Source organism: Pseudomonas japonica (assembly GCF_900188455.1).
Taxonomy (GTDB): domain Bacteria; phylum Pseudomonadota; class Gammaproteobacteria; order Pseudomonadales; family Pseudomonadaceae; genus Aquipseudomonas; species Aquipseudomonas japonica.
Genome location: NZ_FZOL01000035.1, coordinates 1 through 25,104 on the forward strand (window position 1 = coordinate 1; position 25,104 = coordinate 25,104).

General features: G+C 66.9%; 22 protein-coding genes. 2 read left to right on the forward strand and 20 right to left on the reverse strand.

Translation table 11 applies throughout. The features are described 5' to 3' along the window. Positions 1–385 precede the first annotated feature (385 nt). The 20 genes from CHB99_RS27685 to CHB99_RS27780 form a co-directional block, all read right to left on the reverse strand. A complete protein-coding gene (locus CHB99_RS27685; protein WP_042129846.1) occupies positions 386–1,246 on the reverse strand; it encodes a CsgG/HfaB family protein in 861 nt (286 codons plus the stop codon). Between the two features lie 32 nt (positions 1,247–1,278). Next, positions 1,279–1,698, reverse strand: a complete 420-nt coding sequence (locus CHB99_RS27690) for a curli assembly protein CsgF (RefSeq protein ID WP_042129848.1) — start codon at positions 1,696–1,698, stop codon at positions 1,279–1,281. Then, positions 1,695–2,087, reverse strand: coding sequence for a curli production assembly/transport protein CsgE (csgE, locus tag CHB99_RS27695; protein ID WP_042129850.1), 393 nt, complete (start codon positions 2,085–2,087; stop codon positions 1,695–1,697). Before csgE ends, CHB99_RS27690 begins: the two co-directional genes overlap by 4 nt. Next, the gene (locus CHB99_RS27700; protein ID WP_042129851.1) at positions 2,084–2,602 is read right to left on the reverse strand and encodes a type II secretion system protein; all 519 of its coding nucleotides are present in this window, start codon (positions 2,600–2,602) and stop codon (positions 2,084–2,086) included. The genes csgE and CHB99_RS27700 overlap by 4 nt, the downstream gene beginning before the upstream one ends. Next, complete coding sequence (locus CHB99_RS27705; protein WP_042129854.1) at positions 2,577–2,951, reverse strand: type II secretion system protein; 375 nt, start codon at positions 2,949–2,951, stop codon at positions 2,577–2,579. The genes CHB99_RS27700 and CHB99_RS27705 overlap by 26 nt, the downstream gene beginning before the upstream one ends. Before the next feature lie 4 nt (positions 2,952–2,955). Continuing rightward, positions 2,956–3,429 carry a type II secretion system protein gene (locus CHB99_RS27710; protein WP_042129856.1) on the reverse strand — a complete coding sequence of 158 codons (474 nt, stop codon included), beginning with the start codon at positions 3,427–3,429 and terminating at the stop codon, positions 2,956–2,958. 2 nt (positions 3,430–3,431) lie between these two features. Then, a complete protein-coding gene (locus tag CHB99_RS27715) occupies positions 3,432–5,255 on the reverse strand; it encodes a type II secretion system protein GspD (RefSeq protein ID WP_042129858.1) in 1,824 nt (607 codons plus the stop codon). Continuing rightward, complete coding sequence (locus CHB99_RS27720; protein WP_042129862.1) at positions 5,252–5,770, reverse strand: hypothetical protein; 519 nt, start codon at positions 5,768–5,770, stop codon at positions 5,252–5,254. The genes CHB99_RS27715 and CHB99_RS27720 overlap by 4 nt, the downstream gene beginning before the upstream one ends. Next, on the reverse strand, positions 5,770–6,318 hold the full coding sequence (locus CHB99_RS27725; protein WP_042129863.1) for a GspMb/PilO family protein: 549 nt from the start codon (positions 6,316–6,318) through the stop codon (positions 5,770–5,772). Before CHB99_RS27725 ends, CHB99_RS27720 begins: the two co-directional genes overlap by 1 nt. After that, complete coding sequence (locus CHB99_RS27730; RefSeq protein ID WP_042129865.1) at positions 6,305–6,850, reverse strand: pilus assembly protein; 546 nt, start codon at positions 6,848–6,850, stop codon at positions 6,305–6,307. The genes CHB99_RS27725 and CHB99_RS27730 overlap by 14 nt, the downstream gene beginning before the upstream one ends. 1 nt (position 6,851) lies before the next feature. After that, positions 6,852–7,655, reverse strand: coding sequence for a hypothetical protein (locus CHB99_RS27735; protein ID WP_042129867.1), 804 nt, complete (start codon positions 7,653–7,655; stop codon positions 6,852–6,854). After that, positions 7,636–9,342, reverse strand: coding sequence for a GspE/PulE family protein (locus CHB99_RS27740; protein ID WP_042129869.1), 1,707 nt, complete (start codon positions 9,340–9,342; stop codon positions 7,636–7,638). Before CHB99_RS27740 ends, CHB99_RS27735 begins: the two co-directional genes overlap by 20 nt. 85 nt (positions 9,343–9,427) lie before the next feature. Beyond that, positions 9,428–9,958: a response regulator gene (locus CHB99_RS27745; protein ID WP_042129870.1), complete on the reverse strand. Its 531-nt coding sequence runs from the start codon at positions 9,956–9,958 to the stop codon at positions 9,428–9,430. A gap of 205 nt (positions 9,959–10,163) precedes the next feature. Continuing rightward, a complete protein-coding gene (locus CHB99_RS27750; RefSeq protein WP_042129872.1) occupies positions 10,164–11,135 on the reverse strand; it encodes a peptidylprolyl isomerase in 972 nt (323 codons plus the stop codon). A 13-nt stretch (positions 11,136–11,148) separates the two neighbouring features. Next, complete coding sequence (locus CHB99_RS27755) at positions 11,149–12,699, reverse strand: cytochrome c/ABC transporter substrate-binding protein (RefSeq protein ID WP_042129875.1); 1,551 nt, start codon at positions 12,697–12,699, stop codon at positions 11,149–11,151. Between the two features lie 9 nt (positions 12,700–12,708). Further along, positions 12,709–13,344 carry an SCO family protein gene (locus tag CHB99_RS27760; protein ID WP_042129877.1) on the reverse strand — a complete coding sequence of 212 codons (636 nt, stop codon included), beginning with the start codon at positions 13,342–13,344 and terminating at the stop codon, positions 12,709–12,711. Continuing rightward, complete coding sequence (locus CHB99_RS27765; protein ID WP_042129879.1) at positions 13,341–13,985, reverse strand: SCO family protein; 645 nt, start codon at positions 13,983–13,985, stop codon at positions 13,341–13,343. The genes CHB99_RS27760 and CHB99_RS27765 overlap by 4 nt, the downstream gene beginning before the upstream one ends. Positions 13,986–13,998: 13 nt before the next feature. Beyond that, a complete protein-coding gene (locus tag CHB99_RS27770; protein WP_084702993.1) occupies positions 13,999–15,903 on the reverse strand; it encodes a YncE family protein in 1,905 nt (634 codons plus the stop codon). A 31-nt stretch (positions 15,904–15,934) separates the two neighbouring features. Then, positions 15,935–21,763: a manganese-oxidizing multicopper oxidase MnxG gene (mnxG, locus tag CHB99_RS27775; RefSeq protein ID WP_042129881.1), complete on the reverse strand. Its 5,829-nt coding sequence runs from the start codon at positions 21,761–21,763 to the stop codon at positions 15,935–15,937. A 660-nt stretch (positions 21,764–22,423) separates the two neighbouring features. Continuing rightward, complete coding sequence (locus CHB99_RS27780) at positions 22,424–23,035, reverse strand: lytic transglycosylase domain-containing protein (protein ID WP_042130082.1); 612 nt, start codon at positions 23,033–23,035, stop codon at positions 22,424–22,426. Positions 23,036–23,228: 193 nt separating this feature from the next. On the opposite strand from CHB99_RS27780, the gene gspG reads away from it, so the two are divergent. Next, a complete protein-coding gene (gspG, locus tag CHB99_RS27785) occupies positions 23,229–23,663 on the forward strand; it encodes a type II secretion system major pseudopilin GspG (RefSeq protein ID WP_042130084.1) in 435 nt (144 codons plus the stop codon). A gap of 14 nt (positions 23,664–23,677) precedes the next feature. Next, the gene (locus tag CHB99_RS27790) at positions 23,678–24,865 is read left to right on the forward strand and encodes a type II secretion system F family protein (RefSeq protein ID WP_042130085.1); all 1,188 of its coding nucleotides are present in this window, start codon (positions 23,678–23,680) and stop codon (positions 24,863–24,865) included. Positions 24,866–25,104 lie beyond the last annotated feature (239 nt).

Genomic DNA, 25,104 nt, shown 5'->3' on the forward strand with positions numbered 1-25,104 from the left:
GGTGGTGAATCTTCTGTACTTCTTGGTCATCGGGGGTACTCCTCAGTAGGGGGATTCTCCCTAATTGAGGTGTCCGGAGCCATTAGACCAGCACAGTTGGGTTCGACTCGGTATCGAGTCGAACACACAAAGCGGTCAATGGCGGTCTATCAGACATAGGTTCGTTGCAACAAACTGTGGGAGCGAGCTTGCTCGCGAAGCGCCGTGCGGACGGCGCTCGATCTGGAGGGCGCCAGAAGAGCACCGCCATGCACAGCGATGCGCCGCGCGGGCGGCGCTCGATCTCAAGGGCACTGCACCTGTCATGGCAAGCACTTGGCAGCCTTGACTCGGTTTCCCTCCGGACCCTCAAATTTGTGTAGATACCTATGGAGCATGCCCACCCTCACTCCCCCTCCGGCTCAATCATGCTCTGCGACAGATACCGCTCCAGCGTTTCATTCTGCACCGGCGCGGAGCCATCTCCCGCCACCTGCCACAACCTGCGTTCGATCCCCTGGGCCAGCAGGTGCCCGACCGCCGCTTCGATGGCCGACAGGACACACAGTTGCGCCGGCTCGTTGGTGGTGTAGCCAACCTCGGCCTCCAGCAGCTTCTTGAATTCGATGAACTTGAACACCCCGGCACTGCGTCCCACCGAGTAGATGGTCTTGCTGGTCATGACGTTCGCCAGGACCTGGCCACTGCGGACATCCACGGCCCGCAGGTTGACCGACACCTGGTCGACACGGTATTCGCGGGACAGGTCGATCCCCAGGTAGCGCGCACCCTCCCCCCCGCTGCGCACATTGGTGTCGTAGGCGACGATGCCGCCTTCGAGCAGCAGGTTGGCCGCCTGCAGCGGTGGCAGTTCGCCCTGGATATTGACGGGCGTGTTGGCCTTTTTCTGCGAGGCGCGAATGATCTTGCGTTCGGTCAGCAGGTTCTGCAGCCCCTCGCGCTCCAGCACCACGAACCAGCCGCTGGTCTGCAGGGCATCCATCAACATGCTGGCCGCGCCCTGGGTCACGCTGGTGGAGAAGGAACTGGCCGGGGTCGGCTTGTATTGCCCGGTCTGGTCACGAAAGCCATAGACCACGGCCATCAGCCGGCCCTTGGGCCGGGGCATCTTGAGCAAGTCGTAATAGGTCGAGGCCCGCGGTGTCAGGGTCGGTGTCTCCGTGTCCTGCTCGGCCGGCATGGTGTCGCGCAGGCTGCAACCCTGCAGCGCGGCGACCAACAGCCCCAGCATCAGTACTTTTTTCATGACCGTTACTCCCCATCGGCCCAAGGCTCCCGTCAGGGAGCGAGGCCATTGACCTGGATTTCCGATATCTCGCCACTCGCCCGGTCGGTCACGACAATCGTCAGTGCCCCGGAGTCGTCGGTGACATCGACGATAAAGGCGTCGGTGGACAGGGTCCCCGTGCCGCCGTTGGAGATGTTGTCCAGCAACTGCCCGAGAAACCGCGACTGCAATTGCGCGGTGAAACGCTCAAGCGCAGTGGTGCCGGCCGGCGTGGTGCGAGCCTTGAGGTCGGGGTCGTCGTAGTCGTTCTGTGCCTGGGCGTTGTTCAGCAGCCAGGTGCCGTTCAGCGGGTTGCCGCCGAACGACGGATTTATCGGGGTGTAGACCAGCTCGGTGGCCTGGACCAGGGCGCAGCTGCCCAGGCCGGCCAGCAGCAGGCAGGCGCGCCGGCCAGGTGTGGTGGTGTTCATAGTTCGTCCCTCTCGAGGTCCGTGGTGTCTTGCAACAGGTTTTCCAGCTTGCGCTGGGCGATCTGCCCGCGAACCCAATCGGCGGCCTGATAGGCCTCGTCCTTGAGTTCCACCGTGTTCGGGGCGAGGAAGCGCCGGTACACCAGGCGCTGTTGATATTCGACGGTGACCAGGCTGCCCCAGCGTGCCGACGGGCGTTCCCGTACCACCAGGTTGAAATCCATCGGGCTGGTGGCCCGCAGCCGCTCGCTGAAGGCGTAATAGAAGTCGTGGCCGATATGGGAAATGGTGTCGTCGACGATGAAGCCGAGCATTTCCTCGTCCGCCCTGGCCACGGCGAAGGGCATCAGCACCGCCAGGGCCAGGGCGACCAGCGCGTGACGGTTCATGGCCGCGGCCCTTTGCTGCGACCGGAGGCGCTTTCGAGAAAGGCCTTTTCGGCGACGAACTGCCAGTCGCTGTAGCGGCCCAGGCCGTTGAAGTCGGACCACTGGACGGGAAAGTCCGCCTGCTTCAGCGGGGTCTCGGTGGAAGAACTGGCGATACCGGTGATGCGTCCGTCGAAACCGCGCTGCAGGGTCCACTCGCCGGCGCCGAGCGGGTCCGGGTAGAGCTGGCGGATATGGTGCCTGGCCGACGGAAAACGGTCGTCCTGCACCAGGTCCTCGAGGGCTTTCGGGTACTGGGCCAGGCCCGGCGAGGCCCGGTAGTAGCTGCGCAGCGCCTGGGCGTACTGGGTGCCGACCCAGAGCAACTGGCGTTCCCGCTCGCGCTGGGCAACGATCGACCAGACTTCGCCGGCTCCGGCCAGGGCAGCCCCCATGAGCATGATCAGCAACAGCACGCCCAGGTAGGTGAAGCCCCCTTCCCGCGCGGTGCTACCACTCGGCGTACAGGCTGCCATCGCGCGCCCTCCCGCTGGCTCCGCTCTTGATATCGGCCACGCCACCGGCGACGCCTTCGGGGGGCGCGACCATCACCCAGGAATCCTTGCGCTCGGTGATCGGGTCGATCGGCGGGTTGCGCAGGTAGCGCTGTTCCACCAGTTGTTCGAGGGACTCGGGGTAATGCCCGGTATCGCCGTAGTAGTGGTCCAGCGCTTCGCGCATGGCCGACAGGCTCTGGCGCAGGGTGGTTTCCCTGGAGGCGTCGAGGCTGTTGAAGTAGCGCGGCATGGCGATGGTCATCAGGGTGGCGATGATCGCCATGACCACCATCAGTTCCAGCAGGGTGAAGCCCTTTTCCCGGTGCATAAGCTCACCACTCCCGGTAGGCGATGCCGTTGAGACCCTTGCCCCGGGCCCTGGAGTAGACGTCGAAGACGTCCGCGCCTTCCCGCGGGTTCTGCGCAGGGCTGTCGTAGGCGCGCAGCCCCCAGCCACCGCCGTCCTCGGCCTTGGCCGGGGTCAGCGGGTCGTGAGGCAGGCGCCGCAGGAAATAGAACCTGGCGCCCTTGGCACTGCGCACATCGCGCACGCCTTCCACCAGCACCTGCAGGTTCGGCGGGTAGCCGCTGCTGTTCAGCGACTTTTCGATGTAGCCGGCATCGAAGGCGCGCTTGTAGGCATCGATGGCATCGCGGATCTGGTAGAGCGCGGTGCGCAGCTCCTGCTCCTTGCCCCGGCGTACCACGGTTTCGGTCAGCGGCGCCGCGAGGCCGGCCAGCAGACCGATCAGGGCCAGGGTGACGACCACTTCGATCAGGGTGAAACCACGTTGCGAGGCGTTCATGATCAGGGCTTCTCGACGACGACAGCGGTGCTGGCCGCCACCGGGGTTGCGCCGACGCTCGCCTCGTTCAGCCGCCGGTCCGGCGCCTGGATGTGCATGCTGGTTTCCGTGCCGGTCGGGAATTCCATGTCCGAAGGGCTCTGGTACGGCAGGTTGCGCACAATGCGCGGGGTGATCGACAGCACCAGCTCCGACTTGCCGAAGGTGTCCTTGTTGCTGCCGAACAGACGCCCCAGCCCGGGGATGTCGCCCAGCCCGGGAATCTTGTTGCCGGTGGCGCCATGGTCGTTGCGCACCAGGCCGGCGAGAATCTGCGTTTCGCCGTCGTGCAGGCGCAGGGTGGTCTGGGCATTGCGGGTATCGACCTGGACCGGAATGGTGCCCTGGCGGGTCGGCTCCAGCGGCGTGGCGTTGCTGACTTCCAGGGCGATCTTGATCGCCACCTCGTTGTTCAGGTGCACCACCGGCTGCACTTCGAGCTTCAGGCCGACATCGAGGTAGGTGACGCTTTCGGTGATCACCGGGCCCTGGGTCGACGGCACCGAGGTCGCGCTGATGATCGGTACCCGCTGGCCGATGTGGATACGCGCCTGCTCGCGGTTGCTGACGCGAATCACCGGGCTGGCCAGGGTGTTGATGTCGTTGTCCTGGGCGTTGATCTTGGCCTGGGGCGATGGCGAGATGCTGATCCGGCTGGAATTGATGCCCTTGAGTTGATCGAGCACGGTCACCGCCCCGCCGTCACTGTTCAGCACCCCGAAGGTGTTCGGCCATTGCAGGCCGAGGTCGAGAATGCGTTGTCGGGCCACTTCCATCACTTCCACTTCCAGGACCACTTCCGGGTTGGACTGGTCCTGGGACTGCAACAGCTTCTCGGCCATGCGGATCGCATCCTCGCTGTCGCGCATGGTCAGGGTGTTGAGACGCTCGTCGACGAACACGTCACGGGTCTTGAGCATGGTCTTGATCATGTTCAGGGCGGTGTTGGCGTCGATGCTGGTCAGGTAGAAGGTGCGCATGACCAGTTCCTGGTAGTCCTTGAGCTTCTGCGGCGAGTCCGGGTAGATCAGCAGGGTGTTCTCGTTGACCACTTTCTGGTGCAGCTGATTCTGTTGCAGCAGCAGGGCCACGGCGTCCTCGATGCGCACGTCGCGCACGAAGATGGTGGCTTTCATGTCCGGCCGCAGGTCCTTGTCGAAGATGAAGTTGAGGCCGGCGACCTGGGACAGCACTTCGAAGATGGTCTTCAGGTTGGCGTCGCGAAATTCCAGGGTCACCGGCCGTTCGAGGCGCGTGCGCAGTTGCGGGTACTGCACGACATTGCGGCTCTGCACCAGGCGGATATTGCTTTGCAGTTCCAGGGCCGCCTCGTTCTTCGGATCCAGTTCGAGGATCTGCCGAACCTGGCGCTCGGCGCCAAGGATGTCGCCACGACGCAGGTCGCCACGGGCCCGTTCGATCTGCTCGTCCTGGCTGCGCAGGTAGTCGAACTGGCGCAGGGCGTCCTGGGCGCGGCGGTTGTTCGGTTCGATATTCAGGGCCCGGCCATAGGCCAGGCGGGCCGCGGCTACATTGCGCTGGGCGCGTTCGCGATCGCCTTCGCCGAGCAAGGCGGTGATCGCCCGGGCCCGCCCGGTGTTCAGGGCCAGGTGCAACTCGGTATCGCGCGGATTCTCGCGCAGGCCTTCCTCGATCCGCGCCAGGCCGGCCTCGTACTGGCCCGACTCGATCAGGTCGCTGGCCTCTTCGTTGGCGACCCGCGCGGAGCTGCATGCGGCGAGCGCGGCGCACAGGCCAAGGCTCATCATCAGACGGTTTCGGTTCATTGCGAGCTCCCCACGGACAGTGTCCGGGACACGTGCAGCGGCAGGTAGACGAAGCTCAGTTCCAGCTCGGAAATGCCCTCGACCCGCCAGGTTTCGTCGATCACGTCGCCCTTGCGCACGACGTAGATTTTTTCGCCATCCTGCAGAAACACCTGCAGGTCACGCCGGTCATCGAGCCTGCCGACGAACTGGAACGGCATGTCCGGCACGCTCGGCGCCTGCACCGCCGGGGCGGGGCTGACCGGCTGCTCGGTGACCGTGGCCAGGGTCGGCGCGGCCTTCCAGCTGTGGCTGGCGAACAGATCGCCGACCGGGCTGAGGTCGCGGATCGGCGCGGTTTCGCCCTTGGCCGGGGCTGCCGGCGGCGCGCTGCGCGGCGCCTGTTTCGCCGGGGTCGCCAGGGCCACGCCCGCCTCGTCGGCTTGCCGCTCGTCCAGCCAGTAGCCAGGCGCCCAGGCCAGCACGGCCGCCACGCCGAGGAACGCCAACCAGCCCGTCGCGCGTTTGCCGTTCATCACGACCTCGACAGATAAAGGGTCATACGGATCCGCCCGGTCAGGTCGGTGTCGGCGATCTTCTTGCGCTGGAACTCCACGTCCTCCACCACCACCGCCGGCAACTGGCCCAGCAAGGCATGCAGGAAGCGCCGCAATTGCGGGTAACTGCCGCGCACCGGCAAGAGGATCTGGTAGCGCGCCAGGTGGGTTTTCGGGTCGATGCCCAGGGCGTATTCGCCCCGCGCCAGGGTGATGTGCTCCTGGGCGGCCAGGGCGTAGATGCGGTCGATGGCCACCGTCGCCAGGGGCTGGGACGGCAGCTTGCGGCGAAAGTCGTCGAGCTGGCGTTGCGGTACCGCCGGCGCCGCCAGGCTGCCGTCTTCGACCCTGGCCAGGTATTCGCTGGCCTCGCGGGTTTCCTGCCTGAGCTGTTGCAGCGAGCGCCAGTCCGGCACCAGGCCCGCCAGGCCGTACAGCAGCGCCACCAGCAGCAACGCGGCGCCCAGCAGGCCGGGAGCGCCGAGGCCTTGCAGGTATTCGTGGACGATCAATCTAGGGATTCGCATCGCCGATCTCCCAGGTGGCCGACAGGTTGAACAGCACCGGATGCTCCGCCACGCCGACCACGATCTCGTGGCTCAGCAGCGACACATCGGACAGCTCGTCGCTGGCCTCCAGGCGCCGGTGAAAGTCGAGCATGGCCTCGAGATCACGGGCCTCGGCGCTGAGGCGCAACTGGCCCTTGCGCGCGTCCGGGGTCAGGCTGAGCAAGGCGATATCCTTGCGCGGCAGGCTCTCCAGGGTGGCGAACAGGCGCTCCCAGGGCCGGCGCAGTTGCTGCGACACCTTGCGCATCTCGGCGAGGTTCTGTGCCTGTTCGCGGGTTTGCGCCGGGCTCAGTTCGGGCCTGGCGTCGTTGTCGCCGGTGAGCGCGCGGCGGGTGCTGTGCAGGTGGCCCTGCTGCTGTCCGGTCAGGCTGTCGAGGTACCACTGGCCGGCCAGGCAGACCAGGGCCAGCAGTCCCCCGGCGATCAGCAGGCCCCAGCCCAGGGGCCCCGAGCGGCGCCCCTGCTGGAAGTCGAGCATGAGCGGGCGCATCTCAGGCCACCGCCCGGCACATGGCATACAGGCTGTCGCGCACGCCATCGGCGGCGTCATCCAGGTCACACAGCGTCACCCCCGGTACCTGGGGCGGCGACTCGATACGACCGGGCGCGTGCAGGTAGAGGGGCAACGGGCGCTCGCTGGCGGACGCCTGCAACTGGCTTTCACGACCGATCAACGCCGCCAGGGCCGCATCGCTGTCGTTGCCACCCACCGAGCGCACCGCCGTCCAGCGCCCTTCCCGGGCCAACAGGAGGACGCTGCGCAGCGGCTCGGCGACGACGAACAGAAAGTCGTCGCCGCTCAGTTGCCGGTCGAAGCGATTGAACGCCGCCATCAGGTACGGCTGGACCGAGCGCAGGCGCAGGCCGCGGCTGCGGGCCAGGCCGCGCAGGTGCTCCAGCAGAGCGTGCGGGAGTGCGCTGGCGATGCGCTGGTGGCCGGCCGCTTCGGCCGACAGCACCAGGTCCCAGGCCTGCTCCGGCGTGCCGTACAGGTCCTCGAAGCACAGCCTGGCGAAACCTTGCAGTTCATCCGGGCGGTTGATCTGCTCGCTCCACGGCACCAGGCAGAAGCGGCTGAAGTGCGCCGAGATCACCACGTCCAGACGGGCACCGGCGCGCGTGTGTTCGGCGAGCAGCAGGTCGAGGGTTTCCAGGGCGACGGCCCAGCCGTGGAAGCCTTCGTCGATGAAGCCGACGCTGCCCAGCCAGCGCCGCGCACCGGCCTGGCACTGACCCAGGCCGACACCGTTGGCACCGAGCACGGCGATATAACGATCACGCGATAAAAGTGACACGGTTGATCTCCTCGAGCGTGGTACGCCCTTCCTGCACCAGTTCCAGGGCCGATTCGCGCAGCAGGCGCAAGCCGCGGCTACAGGCCAGCGCCTTGATTTTCACCACCGGCTGGCGCTCGACGATCATCTGCCGCAGCTCGTCATCCAGGTGCAGCAACTCGGCGATCGCGGTTCTGCCGCGATAGCCGCTGCCGCGGCAATGGCCGCAGCCCTTGCCATGGACGAAGCGGTAGTGGCCGACCTGCCGGGGATCGAGCCCGGAGCGTTGCAGCTCGTCGGCATCGGGCTCGCACGGCACGGCGCAGCTGGTGCAGACCAGGCGCACCAGGCGCTGGGCGAGCACCGCGTTGAGCGCCGAGACCAGGCTGTAGGGGTCGATTTCCATCTGGGTGAAGCGACCGATCACGTCGAACACGTTGTTGGCGTGGATGGTGGTGAACACCAGGTGCCCGGTAAGGGCCGACTGCACGGCGATCTGCGCGGTGTCGGGGTCGCGGATCTCGCCGACCATGATCTTGTCCGGGTCGTGACGCAGGATCGAACGCAGGCCCCGGGCGAAGGTCAGGCCCTTCTTCTCGTTGACCGGAATCTGCAGGACACCCGGCAACTGGTACTCCACCGGGTCCTCGATGGTGATGATCTTGTCCACGCCGTGGTTGATCTCGGTGATCATCGCGTACAGGGTGGTGGTCTTGCCGCTGCCGGTGGGCCCGGTGACCAGCACCATGCCGTAGGGCTCGGCGGCCAGCCGGCGCAACTGAGCCAGGGTCGCCTCGGCGAAGCCCAGGGCCTGGAGTTGCACGCCGCAGACCTTGTCGGCCAGGTCCTGTTTGTCCAGCACCCGCAGCACCGCGTCTTCGCCGAAGATGCTCGGCATGATCGAGACCCGGAAGTCGATCTGCCGGCCACTGATGCCGATCTTGAAACGCCCGTCCTGGGGCACGCGTTTTTCGCCGATGTCCAGTTCGGCCATGACCTTGACCCGGGAAATCACCTGCTCGGCGAATTCGTTGCCCTGGATCTTGCTGATGTTGTTCAGCACCCCGTCGATCCGGTACTTGATCACCAGGCCGTTGCCGGTGGTGCCCAGGTGGATATCGCTGGCGTGCATTTTCAGCGCGTCGTACAGGGTCGAGTTGACCAGCTTGACCACCACGCTGGCGTCTTCGCTGATGCTGGTCAGGGACAGGCTCTGCAGGGTGTCGCTTTCGGTCTGGGTGTCGGCCTGGGCGTTGAGCGACTCCACCGCATGGAAGCTTTCTTCGTGACGGGCCAGGTAGGCCTTGAGGTCGTCGGCATGCACCAGGTACAGCGCGGCACCGTGCAGGCAATCGTCGATCCAGGCCAGGCGGGCATTGTCGAAGGGATCGGCGAACACGCCGATGACGCTCTCGTCGTGACGCAGCAGGATGAATTCGCGCTTGAGGCATTGCGCCAGGGTGACCCGGTCGAACACCGGGGTGGCGCTGAACAGGGCGTCGCTGTCCAGCACCGGGTAGTGCAGCGTGGCGCCGAGGCAGTGGATGAAAGGCATGGGCGCCAGTTCGCTGAGCGCCCCGAGGGCGTCGAGCAGTCGTTCGCCGGAACTGGCGGCACGGGCGCGGGCCTGAGCCAGCTGTTCACTGCTGAAACGCAACGGTACAGGGGCTGACTGCACCGTTTCCAAGGCAAGGGACAGACGGTCCATGGCTTGCTCTCCAACGCCGGGGGGCTTTGAGCCCTATCGACGCGGCGAGCCATTTCGGCCCAGGCCGGAACGTCTTGTCGCGTCACTACTCCCCGGTGAGCAAGTGTTCGTCGTCTGGGGCCAGGGAGGTCGCGCTTCGTCGGCGGTCCGCCAGCACCCAACTGCCGTCGTACATCTGCAGCGGGAAGCTCTCAGTCTTGTTCTGGCGGCGTTCGACGAAGCCCTCGGCGCGGGTCACGGCTGCTCCGGGTTCGCGCTCCACCCCCAGCAGGTCGAAGATCGCTCGGGCCAGCTCCGCCAGGGGGAACGGCTTGAACAGGATATGACTGACTCCCAGCGCCCGGGCCCGATCACAGACTTCCGTGGTGGGGTGCCCGGTAATCAGCACGAAGTGGCATTTCCTGTCCTGGCGAACGGCATCGAGAACGTCAAAACCTTCCATATCGGGCAAGCGGTAATCGAACACCATCACATCGGGCGCGAAACCTTCGGCAACTCCGATGGCCGTGGCGCCGTCGTGCGCTATCAGGACTTCCAGCCCTTGCGCCTGCAGGTAATCCTGGAGGTTCCGTGCAAGCAGCTGTTCGTCTTCAACAACCAGTACTTTGTTCAACAAGGCGGTCTCCTTGTAGCCGCGGATCCGAGAGCCGGGCCTGGTGGAGTGTGTGCCTTGCTTAGGCTTGAGCACACTTCATGCCAGGCTTCACAACGCTCCAGCCAGCGCTGCATATGATTGATATCCATAAGTATTTTTCTACACTCGAAAGGCTCTCCCCCAAACACGGGGGCATCTGCGGACAGGGTCTCGGGCGTTTGCCCCACTAGTGGGGAAAACGGCTGCGGTCATCGTCGATCCGTTCGATCCGATTGCTCGAGCGCAACTGCGCCAGGGCGTGCTGCCGGGCCTTCGCCCGTTGCTCGCGGGCGAGGTAAGTGCGAACCATTTCCAATCCTTGTTGTTCTGAGACATCGGCTGCCCCCAAGTGGTTCTGCAAGAGAATCAGGTGCCATCCCACATCCGTACGCACTGCCTGGCTGATCTCGCCGGAAGCCATGGCAAAGGCCGCGGCCTCGAACTCCGGAAACATGCGGCCCCGGGGAAAGTAACCCAGGTCGCCCCCCACGCCGGCGGAAGCATCTTCGGAGCGGCGTCTGGCGACACTGGCGAAGTCCTCGCCCGCATCGATTTCCCGGCGGACTTCTTCCAAGCGTAGCCGCGCGGCCTCGACCGCGGCGGGATCGGCATCACGGGCGACCTTGATCAGGATATGCCGGGCCTGGACCTGCTCCGGCCGACTCATCTCGGCGCGGTGTTGCGCATAGAAGGCCCGGACCTGCCCGTCGTCCGGCGCGGCGACCGTGGTCAGTTCGTCGAACATCTGCCGGGCCGCCAGTTCGCGCCGGGTGTAGTCGGCATAACCGGCCTCGTCGAACCCCGCGTCGGCCAGCCGCCGGGCAAACACCTCGGCGCCGCCCATGGCCTGGCGGGTCTGCTCGATCTGGGTGGCGACCACCTCGTCGCTGATCCGCACCCCGCGCCGGAGCGCTTCCTGCCAGAGCAGTTCCTTGTCGATCAGGGCGTCCAGCGCCTGTCGCCGCAACTGCTGGTAGGCCTTGGGACTGCGGATGCTGCCCAGCGCCCGCCCCTGGTCCTCCAGGTACTCGGCGAAATAGCGTTCCAGGCGAAACGCCGAAATCTCCTCGCCATTGACCCGCGCGACCACCGGCTCGTTGGCGCTCAGCGCCCAGGGTGTCCACAGGACCAGCAGGATCAGGCAATCATTGAGTTTCATGGGCGGACTCCGGTCACGGCATCGCGGCAACGGGTTTATAGGGCGCCACCAGGTAGAAGCGCTGCTCGGGCAGTTCCAGGGTCACCACATGGGCGCCGTTCAGGCCCAGGCGGCGGCCGGGGCCGAAGCTGATCGGCGGGGTCAGGCCGGTGGCGAAGTCATGCAGGCCCTCCAGGGCGTCGACCAGCCGTTCACGGCTGATGTCGCGGCCGGCCTGCTTCATGCCCTCGCCCAGCAGCAGCATCGAGCTGAACGCCGCCACTTGCAGCACCGCGTACTGCCCGTCGAGGCCCGCCGCTGCACGGACCTGGGTCAGTGCCTGGCGCCCGGCCGGCGTCCAGTCGCCGGGCACGAAGGGATAGGCCAGGAAGACCCGGCGGGAAAAACCCTCCGGCACCTGCAGCAGATCGCCGGCCACCTGGTTGGCGACGGCGAACAGGTAAGGTGTCTGTCCGGCCGCCTGCAGGCGGCTGGCGAACGCGCTGAAACCGCTGCCATTGCCCAGGTAGAAGACCGAGCGCGGCATCGGCAGCGCTGCCGCCTGCTCCGGGTCCGAGGCCTGCAGGCGCACATCCTGCCAGCCGTTGGCCCGCAGGTACTGGCCAAGATTCTGCGCCGCCCGTTGCAGGTCCGCCTCGTCCGGGTAGGTGATCAGGGTCGGTCCCTGGCGCGCGTCCAGGGGCTGTGCGGCGTAGTCGGCCAGGGCGATCAGTTGCTCGCGCAGCCCCGGCAAGGGCTCGAAGATCTGCCGGCTCGACTCGGCGTCGCCGAGCAGCGACAGCGCGCCGATCAACGGCACCCCGGCCCGTTCCAGGCGCGGGGCCAGCAGCGGCCCGAGCGCTGGTGCCAGTGGCGCGACCACGGCAAACACCTGCTCCTCGTCGAGCAGCCGGTCGAGGGCCTGCCCGGCACTGTGCCGGTCCGGGCCGGGATCGACGATGGTCAGGCGTAACCGGCGGCCATGGATACCGCCCGCCTGGTTGATGCGCGCGATGCAGCCCTGGAGCAGCGCGGCCACGGTGGCGCCCTCCTCGGCCAGAGGCCCGCTGCCGGGCAGCAGGGTGCCCAGGTGCACGCTGTCGGCCTCCACGCCGGGATCGCGGTCCTCGGCCAGGCGCTTGAGGTAGGCGGTCAGGTTGCGCTGGTCGTTCAGCGACAGGACGAAGCGCGGCATGCTCGGGTCGAGCCGGTTGCCCGCCGGATCGAGACCTTCCTGGATCGCCCGGGCCAGGGTGCCGTCGGCATAGGCCGGGTAACTGCGGCCATTGACCTGCTGCTGGCCATGCACACTGCTCAGCCGCGACCAGCCAAGGTCCACCGGCCGTACCCCGCCCTCCGGTCGCCCGCGGCCGTCGGCGCCATGGCAACCGGCGCACGGCAGGTGGCTGGCCGGCAGCAGCGTGCCCGCCGCGCCGACCCGCGCCATGAGCGGCTCGCCGCTCGCCGACAGGCCTTCACGGTACAGGCGCTTGCCGGCGCTCTCGCTGGGGTCCAGCGTCAGCGCCCAGGCGCCGCTGGCCAGGGCGGCCAGCCAGCACAGGCCGAGGACAAGGAAGGTCTTCATGGCCCGTGCTCACCGGCCGACCACGGGCATGGTCAGCAGTTGCAGGCGCTGGGCGATGGCGGCGGCCGGCGCATCCGGACGGATCTTGCTCCAGCGCTTGTTGGCCACATCGCCGACGATCAGTTGCGTGGAGTGCTGCTCGGGCGACGGCACGATCTGCCCGATGCGGCGCAGCACCAGGTCGATCTTCGCCTTGTCGCCGGTGAGGAAAAGCCAGTGGGGATCATCGACCCCTTGCTTCAGGGTAAAGGCCTTGAGCACCGCCGGCGTGTCGCGCAGCGGGTCACTGGTAAGGGAAATGAAGGTAATGCCCTCGGCCTGCTCGCCCAGCATGTCCCGCACCTCCTTGAGCTTGCGGGTGATCAGGGGGCAGGCATCGGTGCAACTGGTGAAGATCACGTTGAGCAGCACCACGCGGTTTTCCAGGGCATCGCTGTAGAACCGCAGGGTCTCGCCGTTCTGGTCCTGCAGCGGGGTATCGGTGAACCAGGTCCGGGCATCGTGGGTGCCGCGGACCGTCGGTTCCGCGGCCAGCGTTTTCTCCGGTTCCGCCGTCGCCTCGGGGGCGTGCTGTTCATGGGCGAACACCACGGCGGTGAAGACGCAGAAGCACACCCACAGAACAATCCAGTCGCTGATCTTCATGGTTGCTGCTCCAGGGCGAGCGCGTGGTGGCTGGCTTGCGCATGACGTTGCGCGCTCAGCTTTTCCACTTCCCGGATCAACACCTCGGGGTCGGTGAAGCCGTAGTAGCGGGTCCAGTTGCGACTGTTGCCATCGCCCACCAGGATCAACGGGGCGTGGCTCCTGACGTCGCCGCTGAAGCTGCCCAGGCCCTTGAGGGTTTCCGTCACCGCGCTCGGCGAACCGGTCAGCCAGCTCCAGCCGGGACCGTTCTGGAACGCCCGGGCGTAATCGGCGAGGCGCCGGGCATCGTCGCGCTGCGGATCGATGCTGATCGAGACCAGTTGCACCTCGCCGCCAACCCGCTCGCCCAGTTGCTTCTGCACCTTTCCCAGGATCGACGACACCACCGGGCAAACCGTGGTGCAACTGGTGTAGATGAAACTCATGACCACGATCCGGTCCTTCACCAGGTCGTTTTCCAGCTGTACCGCACGGCCGTCCTGGTCGACCAAGGCGACGTCGGCGAACCTCACCTGGGTCGCCTGGGCGCTGGACGGAGCGGCCGTCGTGCCGTGGCCGGCGTGTTCACCCGCCGAATGTGCCTGGACCTGGGTGATCGCGGCGAACAGCAGGCCGAGCGTCAGCAAGAATCGGTTCATGTCGGTTTCCTCTTCAGTGGGCCACGCCGGGGACGACCCGGACACTGGCGAAAGTCTTGTCGCCAAAGTCCGCGCCCAGGGAGGCGGCGCGTACATGCAGGTACCAGGCACCGGGCTGGTCCAGGGTCAGCGGCACCTCGTAGATGCCCTCGTCCACTTCCCGCGCGGCCACGCTGCGGGCGCGCGACGAGGGCGCACGGAAGTAGCGCACCTGAACGTCCTTGAGCCCGCCCCGGCGCACCTCCTGCGTGCCCTGGACGATGCGAAAGCGCACCCGGTACGGGCTGCCGAGGGCCGTACTGGCGCTGTCGAGCATGAATTCGACCCTGGGCACCCCGGGCAGCCGGGCGCTGTCGCCGGCGGGCTCGACCAGGGTACTGAAGCAATGGACGATATTCGGCTGGTTGAGCAGGAACGCGACATCGAAGCGGCCGGCGGGCGGCAGCTTGACCCGCGTGCTGTAAAGCCCCGGCGCCACCTCCCGCAGGCTGCGGTCGATCACCAGCGCGGCGCGCGCCATCTGGCCGCGGTTGGGGTAGCCGGACATCGGCGCGTTCATGCCCTCGGCGTAGAAATAGGTGGTGTTGTCCACCGGGTTGACCACGAACACCGCGTTGTCGTCCCGCGTCACCGCCAGGCTCGCGGCCAGCGGCAGGTCGCCCGCCAGGCGCGGTGCCTGGGGACCGGCGTCGAAGCCCTGGCTGATCGGCGTACGCCCGGCCCTCAGCGAGGCGAGGTTGATCATCGTCACCTTGGCCGACGACAGCCCGCGGATATAGGCGTAGGCCTGGCTGAACACCACCTGGTAAGGCTCGCTGGACACCGCCAGGTCGTGGATCAGGGCGTCGTTGCCGGCGTCGATGATCGAGGCCTGGTTCTCCAGGGTGTTGAGCACCACGGCAAAGCGTCCGTCGTGGCTGAAGCCCATCGGGCCCAGCCCCTGTTTCAGCTGGACCACCCGACGCACCGCAAGGCTGGCGGCGTCGATGACCGTGACCGTGCCGTCCTTGCCGTCGGCGACATAGGCCGCCTGGGACAGCGGCGACCAAGCCAGCGACAGCGGATGCGAGCCGGTCTTCAGTTGCTTGCTCAGGGTCAGGCTGGCGATGTCGATGATGCTCACCGTGCCGTCGTCGCGGTTGCTGACGAAGGCGTGGCGGCTGTCCTGGCTGAAGGCGATTTCGTGGTGGCCGGCACCGGTGGCCAGGTGCTTCAGCGGCTTGAGGCTCTGCGCATCGATCACCGTGACCCCGGAGCGTACGGGCGTGCGGGCATTGTTGCCGACCCACAGCAGGCGCTCGTCGGGTTGCAGGGCCAGCCGCACAGGCTCGTCGCCGGCGGCGATGCTGTCGATGACCTTGAAGCGCTCGCTGTCGATGACCGCCACTTCGCCGGCGGTGGGCATGGAGACGAACACCCGCTTGTTGTCCTTCGGCGTCACCCAGTCCATCGGCGCCTGTTTCAGCTCGATCCGCGCCCGGGTGCTGGTGATCCCGCCGACCGACACCTGCGGATCGACCACCGACACGCTGGCATCACGGTTCATGACCAGCAGGAAGTAGCTGTTCAGATCGAGCAGCGACCGGGCACCGATATTCGACTTGAGGAAGGTCCCGACCCGCGACTTGCAACTGTGCTCGCGGCCCTGGGCGAGGTCCGCGGCGACGGCCTGCGGGTCGAGCCAGGCGCCCGGTGCCAACCCCGCCAGGGGCTGGCCGGAGGCACTGTCGCTGATGCGGAAACCGACATCGGCGAACTCGCCCTCGCGCAGCACGCCATCCGCGGCCAGGGGCGTGATCCGCAGCGCCACCGCCACCCCGTCGCGCACCAGCGTGCCCTCGTCCCCGGCCGCCCAGGCCGCGTTCCCCAGGGCCAGCAACAGCGCCCCGATCCACCACCCGCGTATGCCCTTGCCCATGTCCTTCCTCCCCCTCGGATTGCACCGGCGATCAAGGCGCCGGGGCCGGTTCCTGGTCGTTGGTCACCCGCAGCAGGCCCCACAGGCCGGCGGTGTTGCCGTAGGCCGCGTAGTCGCGGAACAGGTAGTCGCCCGGTATCGCATTGATGCCCCCCGCACTCGGGTGCATGAAGCTGAAGTGCGCGGCCGGGAGCACGCTTTCATGGGCGCCGATGTACATCGACATCGGGTTCAGGCCGAAGCGCACCGAGCCCACGCCGGGGGCACCCATCGGGTAACCGCCGGTGTCGCTCTTCTCCGGCAGGAACGGGTTGGCCGACCAGACATGTCCGTCGAGCTGGAAGGTGGTGCCGCGACTGCCGCCCGTGGGCATCAGGATGTGGGTGCGGAACGGTTGCCCCGGTTTGACGTACAGCACCGGCGTCTGCGGATCGCCCCCCACCAGGGCATTGCTGTAGGCCATATGGGCGTTGGGCACGTCGCCGTAGCCCGCGCCATCGGCATGACCGAACGGCGCATCCGGGGCCAGGCCGAAGCGATACCACAGCGGCTCGCTCCGGTAGTTGATGGCCATGCTGGAGTTGTCCTGCGGATCGGTCGGTACCCCCAGCCCTTCGGCCGCGATGCCTTCCACCGGACGCCCGTTGGCCCAGCGCAGGTTCAGGGCTTTCTGCCAGACCATCGCGAAGTCGCGGTAGCTGGTCTGCCCCGGCGCGCTGACCGTGGCGTTGACCTTGCGGGTGTCATCGACCCAGGTCGCGCCCAGCGGCAGGATGCTCATGGCGCCGCCCAGGCCTTTCTGCGGCTGTTTGATCACGTCCGCCGGGGTGAGGTTGAGCCCGCCGAACTCCACGGCCGTGGCATTGATGTTGTCCACGCTGCGGCCGAGCTGGGTGACCGGCTTGCCTTCGCGTTCCAGGTGCCCGGCGTAGAACTGGTAGGTACGGCTCGGCCAGGCACCGCTGTTGCCGACCCGTGGCGGGACGGTCTGCAGCGGGTTGGCGCCGACGTTGACCCCGTCGGACTTGGTGATGTCGTACGCCAGCAACTGCGCGTGCAGGCCAACATGGCTGGACGGCCGGATCAGGTTGTTGCTGAAGGTGGTCGAGCCGTCGCTGCCGTTGCGATCGCGCTTGACCACGCCTTGCATCACCGCGGTCTGGGTCAGGTCGGGCATGACGCTCGGCAGGCGGTTTTCCAGGGTGACGTTGATGCAGTCGCCGGCGGCGGCGCGCAGCACCAGCGGTTCCACCGGCACGCCGGGCTTGAGCTTGCCGCTGACCGGGTCGAGATCCGCCTTGCGCACGTAGAGGATCGCGGTCGGGTCATGCAGCGGGCCGCTCTGCCCGCCGATGGTCATGGTCACGCCGTCCTCCGGATCGGTCACCGTGACCTGCGGGATGCTCACCGGCCGCGAGTTGAACACCAGGGTCCCGCCCGCCGGGTTCAGCGGCCCGCCCACATGCTGGCCGAGGCCGGCCGGATCGCCGAGGGTCAGCCCCAGCGGGTTGCCCAGGATGTCGTTGGCCAGTGCCGCGACCACTTCGTAGTTGCGCTGTACCGTCGGCCGGGTGCCGATGCCGTTGGGGTTGGCGCCGATCCGCGGGCAGGTGCCGTCGAAGGCCACGGTGTTGCGCATGCCGGCCGGCTTGGGATTGTTCGGCAAGGCGAACAGGTCCGCACGCTGCGCCGTGTAGTTGCGCATGACGCCCCAGATGCCGCTCCAGTAGCCTTCCAGCGATGCGTCCATCGAGTACAGGTAGTCACCGGTGGTGGCGGCCGAACTGGACAGCATCGAAACCGGCGCGATGAAGCCCATCTGCTCGGAAATCCCGATCATCTGCGAGGCCCGCCAGCCGGAGTTGGAGCTGTTGCCGAAGCCGGAGCCGCTCTGCAGCCACTTGACCCCGTGCAAGGTCACGTTGTGCTCCTCCTCATGGCCGCCGGCGTGCACCCGCAACCTCACGTTGTCCCCGGTGTAGGTGCGCAGCATGGGGGTGAAGGGATCGCCCGGCTCGGCGCCGCCACGGTTGATATGCGGTGGGAACAGGGTGGTGCCGCCGGTGGGGCCGACCGCGGAGGTGACCAGGTTCGGCGCCAGGTTCATCGCCGGGATGGCACGGTCGGTGCGGCTTTGCAGGGCATAGGCGAGGTCGCCGCCGAGGCCGTCCGCCTGCATGCCGCGCTTGCCGTCGGGGCCGACCTTGTTCGGGTCGTACACCCGCAGGGCCAGCGGCTCGTTGCGGTAATTGATCACGAACATGCCCGGATCATCCACCGAGATGGCCTGCGGGCACGGCCGGCTCGGACAGCCCGGGACCTCGCCGCCCTGCACTTCGACGATGCCTTCGAGCAGGTTGCTGGCGTTGTTGCGCACCGGCGGGTTGATGGCGTAGCGGAAGCTGTCCGCGGTTGCCGGGAAGGATTGCGGGTTGGGCCGCCCGTCGGGCCCGGCGCCGACGTACACGCCGGCTTCATAGGCGTGCTGGAAGTCGCTGTATTCGAGGAAGAACTCGCGGAAGCTGTCGTTCTTGCCGTCGCCATCCAGGTCGCCGGTGGACACCACGGCTTGCCACGAGGTCGGCCCGCCGTCCTGGCGCGCGCCGCTGTACAGCGGCTCGCCGGTTTCGGCGTGGAACCAGGTGGAACCGGCCGGTTCGGCCAGCACCGTGGCATACAGGCCGATCTGCTGGTGGGTCGATGGGCCGAGGTGGTCGTGGGTGAAGATGGTGCCCAGGCCGCGGTCGATGCCCCTGACGTTCACCACCGGATCGACGAACCAGCGCTGCATGGCCGTCCGCGCCCCGACCCAGTCGGCCCGGCCGAACTGGCCGAAATACGGGTGACTGCGGGCTTTCGGGCAGGCTGGCGTGCCGTCCCGCGGGTCCGCCTCGGCGCACTGGTTGAAGGCGCGGATGGCATGGATGCGTTCCTGCACCGCACCGGGCGAAAGCACGCCGTCTTCGTAGTTCCAGCCGTTGGCCGAGCCGTCGGCGGCGGTCAGGTCCCACTTCGGCAGGTGGATGTGCTGGCCGATCACATCGGTCGGCGTGCGCACCTGGTAGTCGTCCATCTCGTAGGTGGCCGGCACCAGGTTGGTCTGCTGGTACTGCACGCAGTCGAAGGTGTTCATCCGCATCACCAGCGGCTCCGGCGGACGCTGCTTGGTGATCACCGGCCAGGCGTCCTCCCACAGGGCCAGGATGCGCGCCTGCGGGAAGTGGTAGCCGACCTTGTTGTAGACCGCGTCGAACTGGATGTTCGCCGCCTTGTACAGGCGCGGACGGTCAGCGGTGAAGGTGGACGAGCCAGTGAAGGACAGCCCGTCGAGGCGTTCGCCGCTGTTGAACTCGCCGCTGCCGGCGCTGCTGGTCAGGCGTTTCTGCCGATCGTCCATGCACGGCTCGTAATACGGCGCGCCGGCGATCGGCAAGGCGCCATTGGTGCGGAAGTTGCGCGCGACGATCTGGCTGCCGGGCAGCAGGGCAAAGCTGGGGTGATCCTTTTTCGCGTGGAACGCCATGGCGGCCTGTTCGACCTCGGTGCCCTCCTCCGGCAGATACAGCGGTTTGGCCCGGGTCACTTCCTTGGAGAAGTCCAGGGACGTGGTCACGGTGTGCGCCTCGCCACCGGCGGAGAAGCCGTCCAGCGAATGCCGGCCCAGGCCACCGTCCCAACCACCGGACTGGGCCGGGTCGAGGTTGGCCCACAAGGCCTTGCCACTGGCTTTCAGCGCCTGCGCCGTGCTGGCATCGAGCATGTCCAGCGGCGGCGTCGGCGGACGTTGGCCGACCGAGGTTTCCATGCCGCCGATCCAGAACGGATAGCCCGGGTTCTTCAGGCTGCCGTCGGCGTTGCGGTTGGCTTCGCTGCGGTCCACCAGGGCCAGCGAGCCGATCGCCCGGACGCCGCCGTCATGCCCGCCATCGTGGTCGTCATGCTCCTCGTCATCATCATCGTCGTCTTCGGCGAGCAGGGTTTCCCTCACCTTGGGCACCACCGCCACCTTGCCGGGCATCGGCGGCATGGCCTTGCCGGGCAGGGGCACGACGGCGGGTATCGGCGTGCCGGCGACGATTTCACCATCGGGCAAGGCCCGCGCGCCCGCGGCCGGCTTGCCGCTGCGCAGGGCGAACGGCTCGCTGTGATAGCCATCGCTGCCCTGCTGGGAAACCTCCAGGCGGGTGCCTTCCTCGAACACGTCATGCACCCGCCACATGGACCACATGCCCTGGGCGAAGTGCGGGTAGAAATGGCAGTGATAGATCGCGTCGCCGGCCACCCGGTTGCGGTTGCCCGAACCGCCGTTGGCGATCTCGTAGGTGTAGCCGGCCCCCGGACCTATGCCCTGGGCGTCGACGTAGTCGGAGTTGTCATCGTTGGGGTTGAACAGCCACTGGTGACCATGCAGGTGGAAGATGTGCTGCTCATGGCCGTTGTGGGTATTGCGGAACTTGACGAAGTCGCCGATGTAGCTGTGGTTGACGTTCGACGGCTCCGACGGGTACAGCGCCATGCTCGCCTTGACCCCGATCTGGTCGGCGCGGGGCACCTCGCCAGGGCGGATGTTCTCCAGCCCGGCGTTGGCCGGTACGTCCACCAGCATCGCCACATCGCCGACGGTGTGGGAACTGAGGAAGAACTCCTCGTAGGCGCAGGACAGGCAGTCGTGCATCGGGCCCACGCCCAGGCGGTTGGCGATCACCTCGGCGCCCATGCCGCCCGAGCCGTAGTTGATCATGAACGAGTCGCGGGTCGGCTCCAGCACGTGGCTCATCACCGGGTCTGCCCAGTAGCCGGGAAAGGCCTGGGTGGCAGCGGTTTCATCCTGGAACTGCGAGGCGAAGTCGCGGAACGGTTCGAGCCGGTTGGGCAGCGCCGGGTTGCGCTTGCCTATGGACTCCAGCGGGTAGGTCGAGGCCGGGAAGCTGCCGTCGGCGTTGCTGCCCATCACGATGGCATCGCTTTCACTGGAGATGATTTCATTGCCATCGACCATGTTGATGATCGGCGTGCCGGCCTTGCCCTCGCCGAGCCACGGCTCGCGCTGCGGGTAGCGGGCCTGGTAGTCGATGATCGGCTGGCCGGCGGGGGTGCGGGCGCTGGACGCCAGGCGCATTTCTTCCTCGGTCACGGTATTGCGATAGCTGCGCCCGCCCTTGGGCATGACCACCACGGTGGCGAACAGCCCGTTGGCGACGTTGCCGGCATCGCCTTCGCCGCCGAAGGTCGCGCCCCGGCTGCTGGCGGCGAAGGCACCTTCGCGCTCGGCGTACAGGGTGTAGCTGCGGCTGGCCCCGGGGGCGATCAGGGTGTTGGGGTTGCGCCCGGTGTAGCTGGCGATGTCGTCGATGCTGTTGACCGCCTGCATGCCGTTGACCTGGAAGCCGACATGGCGGTCGGTCACCTGCTCGTCGACCTTGAAGTCATCGTCGCCGAAACCCTCTTCGCCCTCCTCGCCTTCCTCGCCCTCGTCGTCATGGTCGTGGCTGCCGGGATTGGCCTGGTACGCCAGCAGGTTCTGCAGGTTGATGGTCAGGCAGTCGCCGGCGGCGACCCGCAGCACCAGGGGCCGCGGGCGCTTGTCGGGACGCAGCGAGACCTTGCCCGGCACCGCCGCGCCCCCCTGGGTGAGCGGGCGGTCATGCTCATCGACCACATCGCGCCGCAGGGCGAACAGCATGCCGTTGGCGTTCTGCGCCCCGAGGCGGTTGAACATCAGCGGCTGGTCCAGCGCCACGACGTTCGCCACCAGGTTGCGTTCGCAACGGGCGGCGGCCTGCGCCGTCTCGATGCCGAACAAGGGGGCGATCAGGAACATCAGGGGGAACAACCGATGAGCGTGGGGAATGCCGGTCATGATCACGGGCCTCGCTGCTGGAGCTCATGGGGGAATGAATTCGCGCTAAAGCCTTTTGAGCAATCTGTGTGCCATGAATAATTTCGTTTGGTTTCAGATGGTTGAATCAGGTTCTGGAAAAGTTGGGGGAGATTCCCCACCCGTTTCCCCAGTTTGCGTGGTTGCTGGTGGTTGCCTGTCTTGAGGCTTTCGGCGCTCTCAAGATCGAGCGCCGCCCGCGCGGCGCATCGCGGTGCATGTCGATGCTTTTCTAGCGCCCTTGAGATCGAGCGCCGCCCGCGCGGCGCTTCGCGAGCAAGCTCGCTCCCACAGTTTGTTGCAACGCGCCATGGCCTGTGGGATTTGGGTTGTCAGCCTTTGTTTTTTCGGCGATGTATCGCGGGGAGGCTGTTGTGTTCGACTCGGTATCGAGTCGAACGCACAAAGCGGTCAATGGCGGTCTATCAGACATAGGTTCGTTGCAACAAACTGTGGGAGCGAGCTTGCTCGCGAAGCGCCGTGCGGACGGCGCTCGATCTCAAGGGCGCTAGAGAAACATCGACATGCACAAGCGATGCGCCGCGCGGGCGGCGCTCGATCTCAAGGGCACTGCAAGACTCAAGACAGGCACCATAAAGCCATAACGCGATTCCCCCCCCCAAAGTCGGGGAACCCACCCCCTCACAACGGCGCATCCACCGCCAGCCCCTGCAGGCGCCGATACTGGCGCAGCACACTGGGCACATAACGCTGGGTCTCGGCGAACGGCGGCACCACTCCACCACGGCTGAGCACAGCCTGGGGACCGGCGTTGTAGGCGGCCACGGCGAGGGTGATGTCGTTGCCGAACAGGGTCATCAGGCGCTTGAGGTAACGGGCGCCGCCCTGGATGTTGGCCTGGGGGTCGTAGACGTTGGTCACCCCCATTTCCCGCGCGGTGTCGGGCATCAGTTGCATCAGCCCACCCGCGCCCTTGGCCGAGGTGGCACCGGAGTCGTAGTTCGACTCCTGGCGGATCACCGCGTGAAGCAAGGCTTCCGGCAAGCGATTGGCCTCGGCCGCGGCGCGTACCAGCTCGGCATAGGGCTGGCCGGCGATCATCTGCGGTTGCGCCGCGGGCCCGGCCCGCACCACCTCGGCGTCGCGGATCACCCGCTCGTAATGACGCCCGGGACGGTGGACGTTGGACAGCACGTAGCTGCCGTTGGCATCCACCGACACGAACACATCGGCATGGCCGACGCCCGTCAGCAGCAGCCCGCCGAGCAGTGCGGCAGCAAGTTTGCGGTTCATCTTCGCCTCCCCCGACCAGCCCCGGAAATTGGGGGTAATGCCCCACTGGGCGGTCGTGAACCTGCCTTACGCAAGCAGCGTGCCGCCGCGCCGAAGCCCGGCTGCCGCGGGCCATGGCGACAATCGCGGAGCCTGAGCACGGCGCTTGCATGAGCCCTGCCGGCGACTCCGCTATCGACTGTGTGAGGTCATCATGAATCGGCATCCGTGTCATACCCCGCGCGCCCAGCGCGGGTTCACCCTGCTCGAACTGCTGGTGGTGCTGGTGGTGCTCGGGCTGCTGGCCGGCCTGGTCGCGCCGAAGTACTTCGCCCAACTGGGCCGCTCCGAAGCGAAAGTGGCCAAGGCGCAGATCGAGGGACTGGCCAAGGCGCTGGACCTGTATCGCCTGGAGGTCGGCCACTACCCCTCGACCGAACAGGGTCTGCAGGCGCTGGTGACGGCGCCCGCGGACGAAAACCGCTGGACGGGCCCCTACCTGCAGAAGCAACTGCCCCAGGATCCGTGGGGGCGCAACTACCTCTACCGCCAGCCCGGCGAACACGGCGAGTACGACCTGCTGTCCATGGGCAAGGACGGTCAACCCGGCGGCGACGGCGAAAACGCCGAAGTCACCAGTTGGCAATAAGCGGAGTCCGGCCCATGCGCTTCCATCTCAAGGCCGTCGGCAAGGCCGGCGTCGTCTCGCTGACCATCGAGGCTCCGGGCGATGGCGAAGCCCGGCGTATCGTCGAAGACCAGGGCCTGCGCGTCCTCAGCCTGCGCGCCGAGCGGCACTGGCGCGCGTTGCGCCCGCGCCCGCGGGAAACCTTCAACCTGGTCCTGTTCAGCCAGGAACTGACCACCCTGCTCAACGCCGGCCTGCCGCTGATCGACGCGCTGGAAAGCCTCGCGGAGAAAGAACAGGCCTCCCAGGCGCGCAAGACCCTCGATGGGCTGGTGCGCCTGCTGTACGAAGGCAAGTCGTTCTCCCAGGCCCTGGCCCAGCTTGCGCCGGTATTCCCGCCGCTCTACATCGCCCTGGTGCAGTCCAGCGAAAAGACCGGTGCGGTGGGCGAGGCGCTGGGGCGCTATGTCAGCTATCGGCAACGCATGGACGAGGTCCGGCAGAAGATCGTCAGCGCCTCGATCTACCCGGTGCTGTTGCTGGTCGTCGGCAGTGGCGTGGTGCTGTTCCTGATGGGTTATGTCGTCCCTCGCTTCAGCCTGGTGTTCGAAGGGCTGGGCAACGACCTGCCGTGGCTGTCGCGGATGCTGATGAACGGCGGCATGTTCCTGCATGCCCGCCAGGGCGAGCTGTTCGCCCTGCTCGTGGCCGGCCTCGGCGGCCTCGCCGTGCTCCAGCGCCGCCCGGCGTTTCGCCGCGCAATCGGGCGGCTGGTGGAAAAACTGCCGGCGGTCCACCAACGCCTGGTCATGTACGAACTGGCGCGCTTCTATCGTTCCCTGGGCATTCTCCTGCAGGGTGGAATCCCGCTGGTCACCGCCATGGGCATGGTCCGCGGCCTGCTTGGCGGCGCCTCCCGCCTGCGCCTGGACCAGGCCTGCGAACGGGTGCGCGAGGGCCAATCGCTGTCGGCGGCGCTGGAGCGCAATCAACTGGTGACACCGGTGTCCCTGCGCCTGCTCAGGGCGGGCGAACAGTCCGGCAACCTCGGGCAGATGATGGAGCGCAGCGCGGACTTCTACGACGAAGAGATCAGCCGCTGGATCGAATGGTTCGTGCGCCTGTTCGAGCCGCTGCTGATGACCTTCATCGGGCTGCTGATCGGGGTGATCGTGATCCTGATGTACATCCCGATCTTCGAGCTGGCGTCGAGTATTCATTGAGGAACGGAGGCCCGAGGGCATCCTCGAACACCAGGCTTCGCGACACAGGCAAACGACACCGGCTGCCCCCCTCCAGCCCTCGTGAAATCCCCGACCCCCGACCTTGCAAAAGCCCCGCAAGCGTCTAAGTTTTGTGAGTGACCTGATGAGGTGCCATCAAAACACTATCAATCAAAAGACACCTCACTCCCTCAAAAGAACAACGATCAGTCTGTAGAAACTGAAACGGATATCAGTCA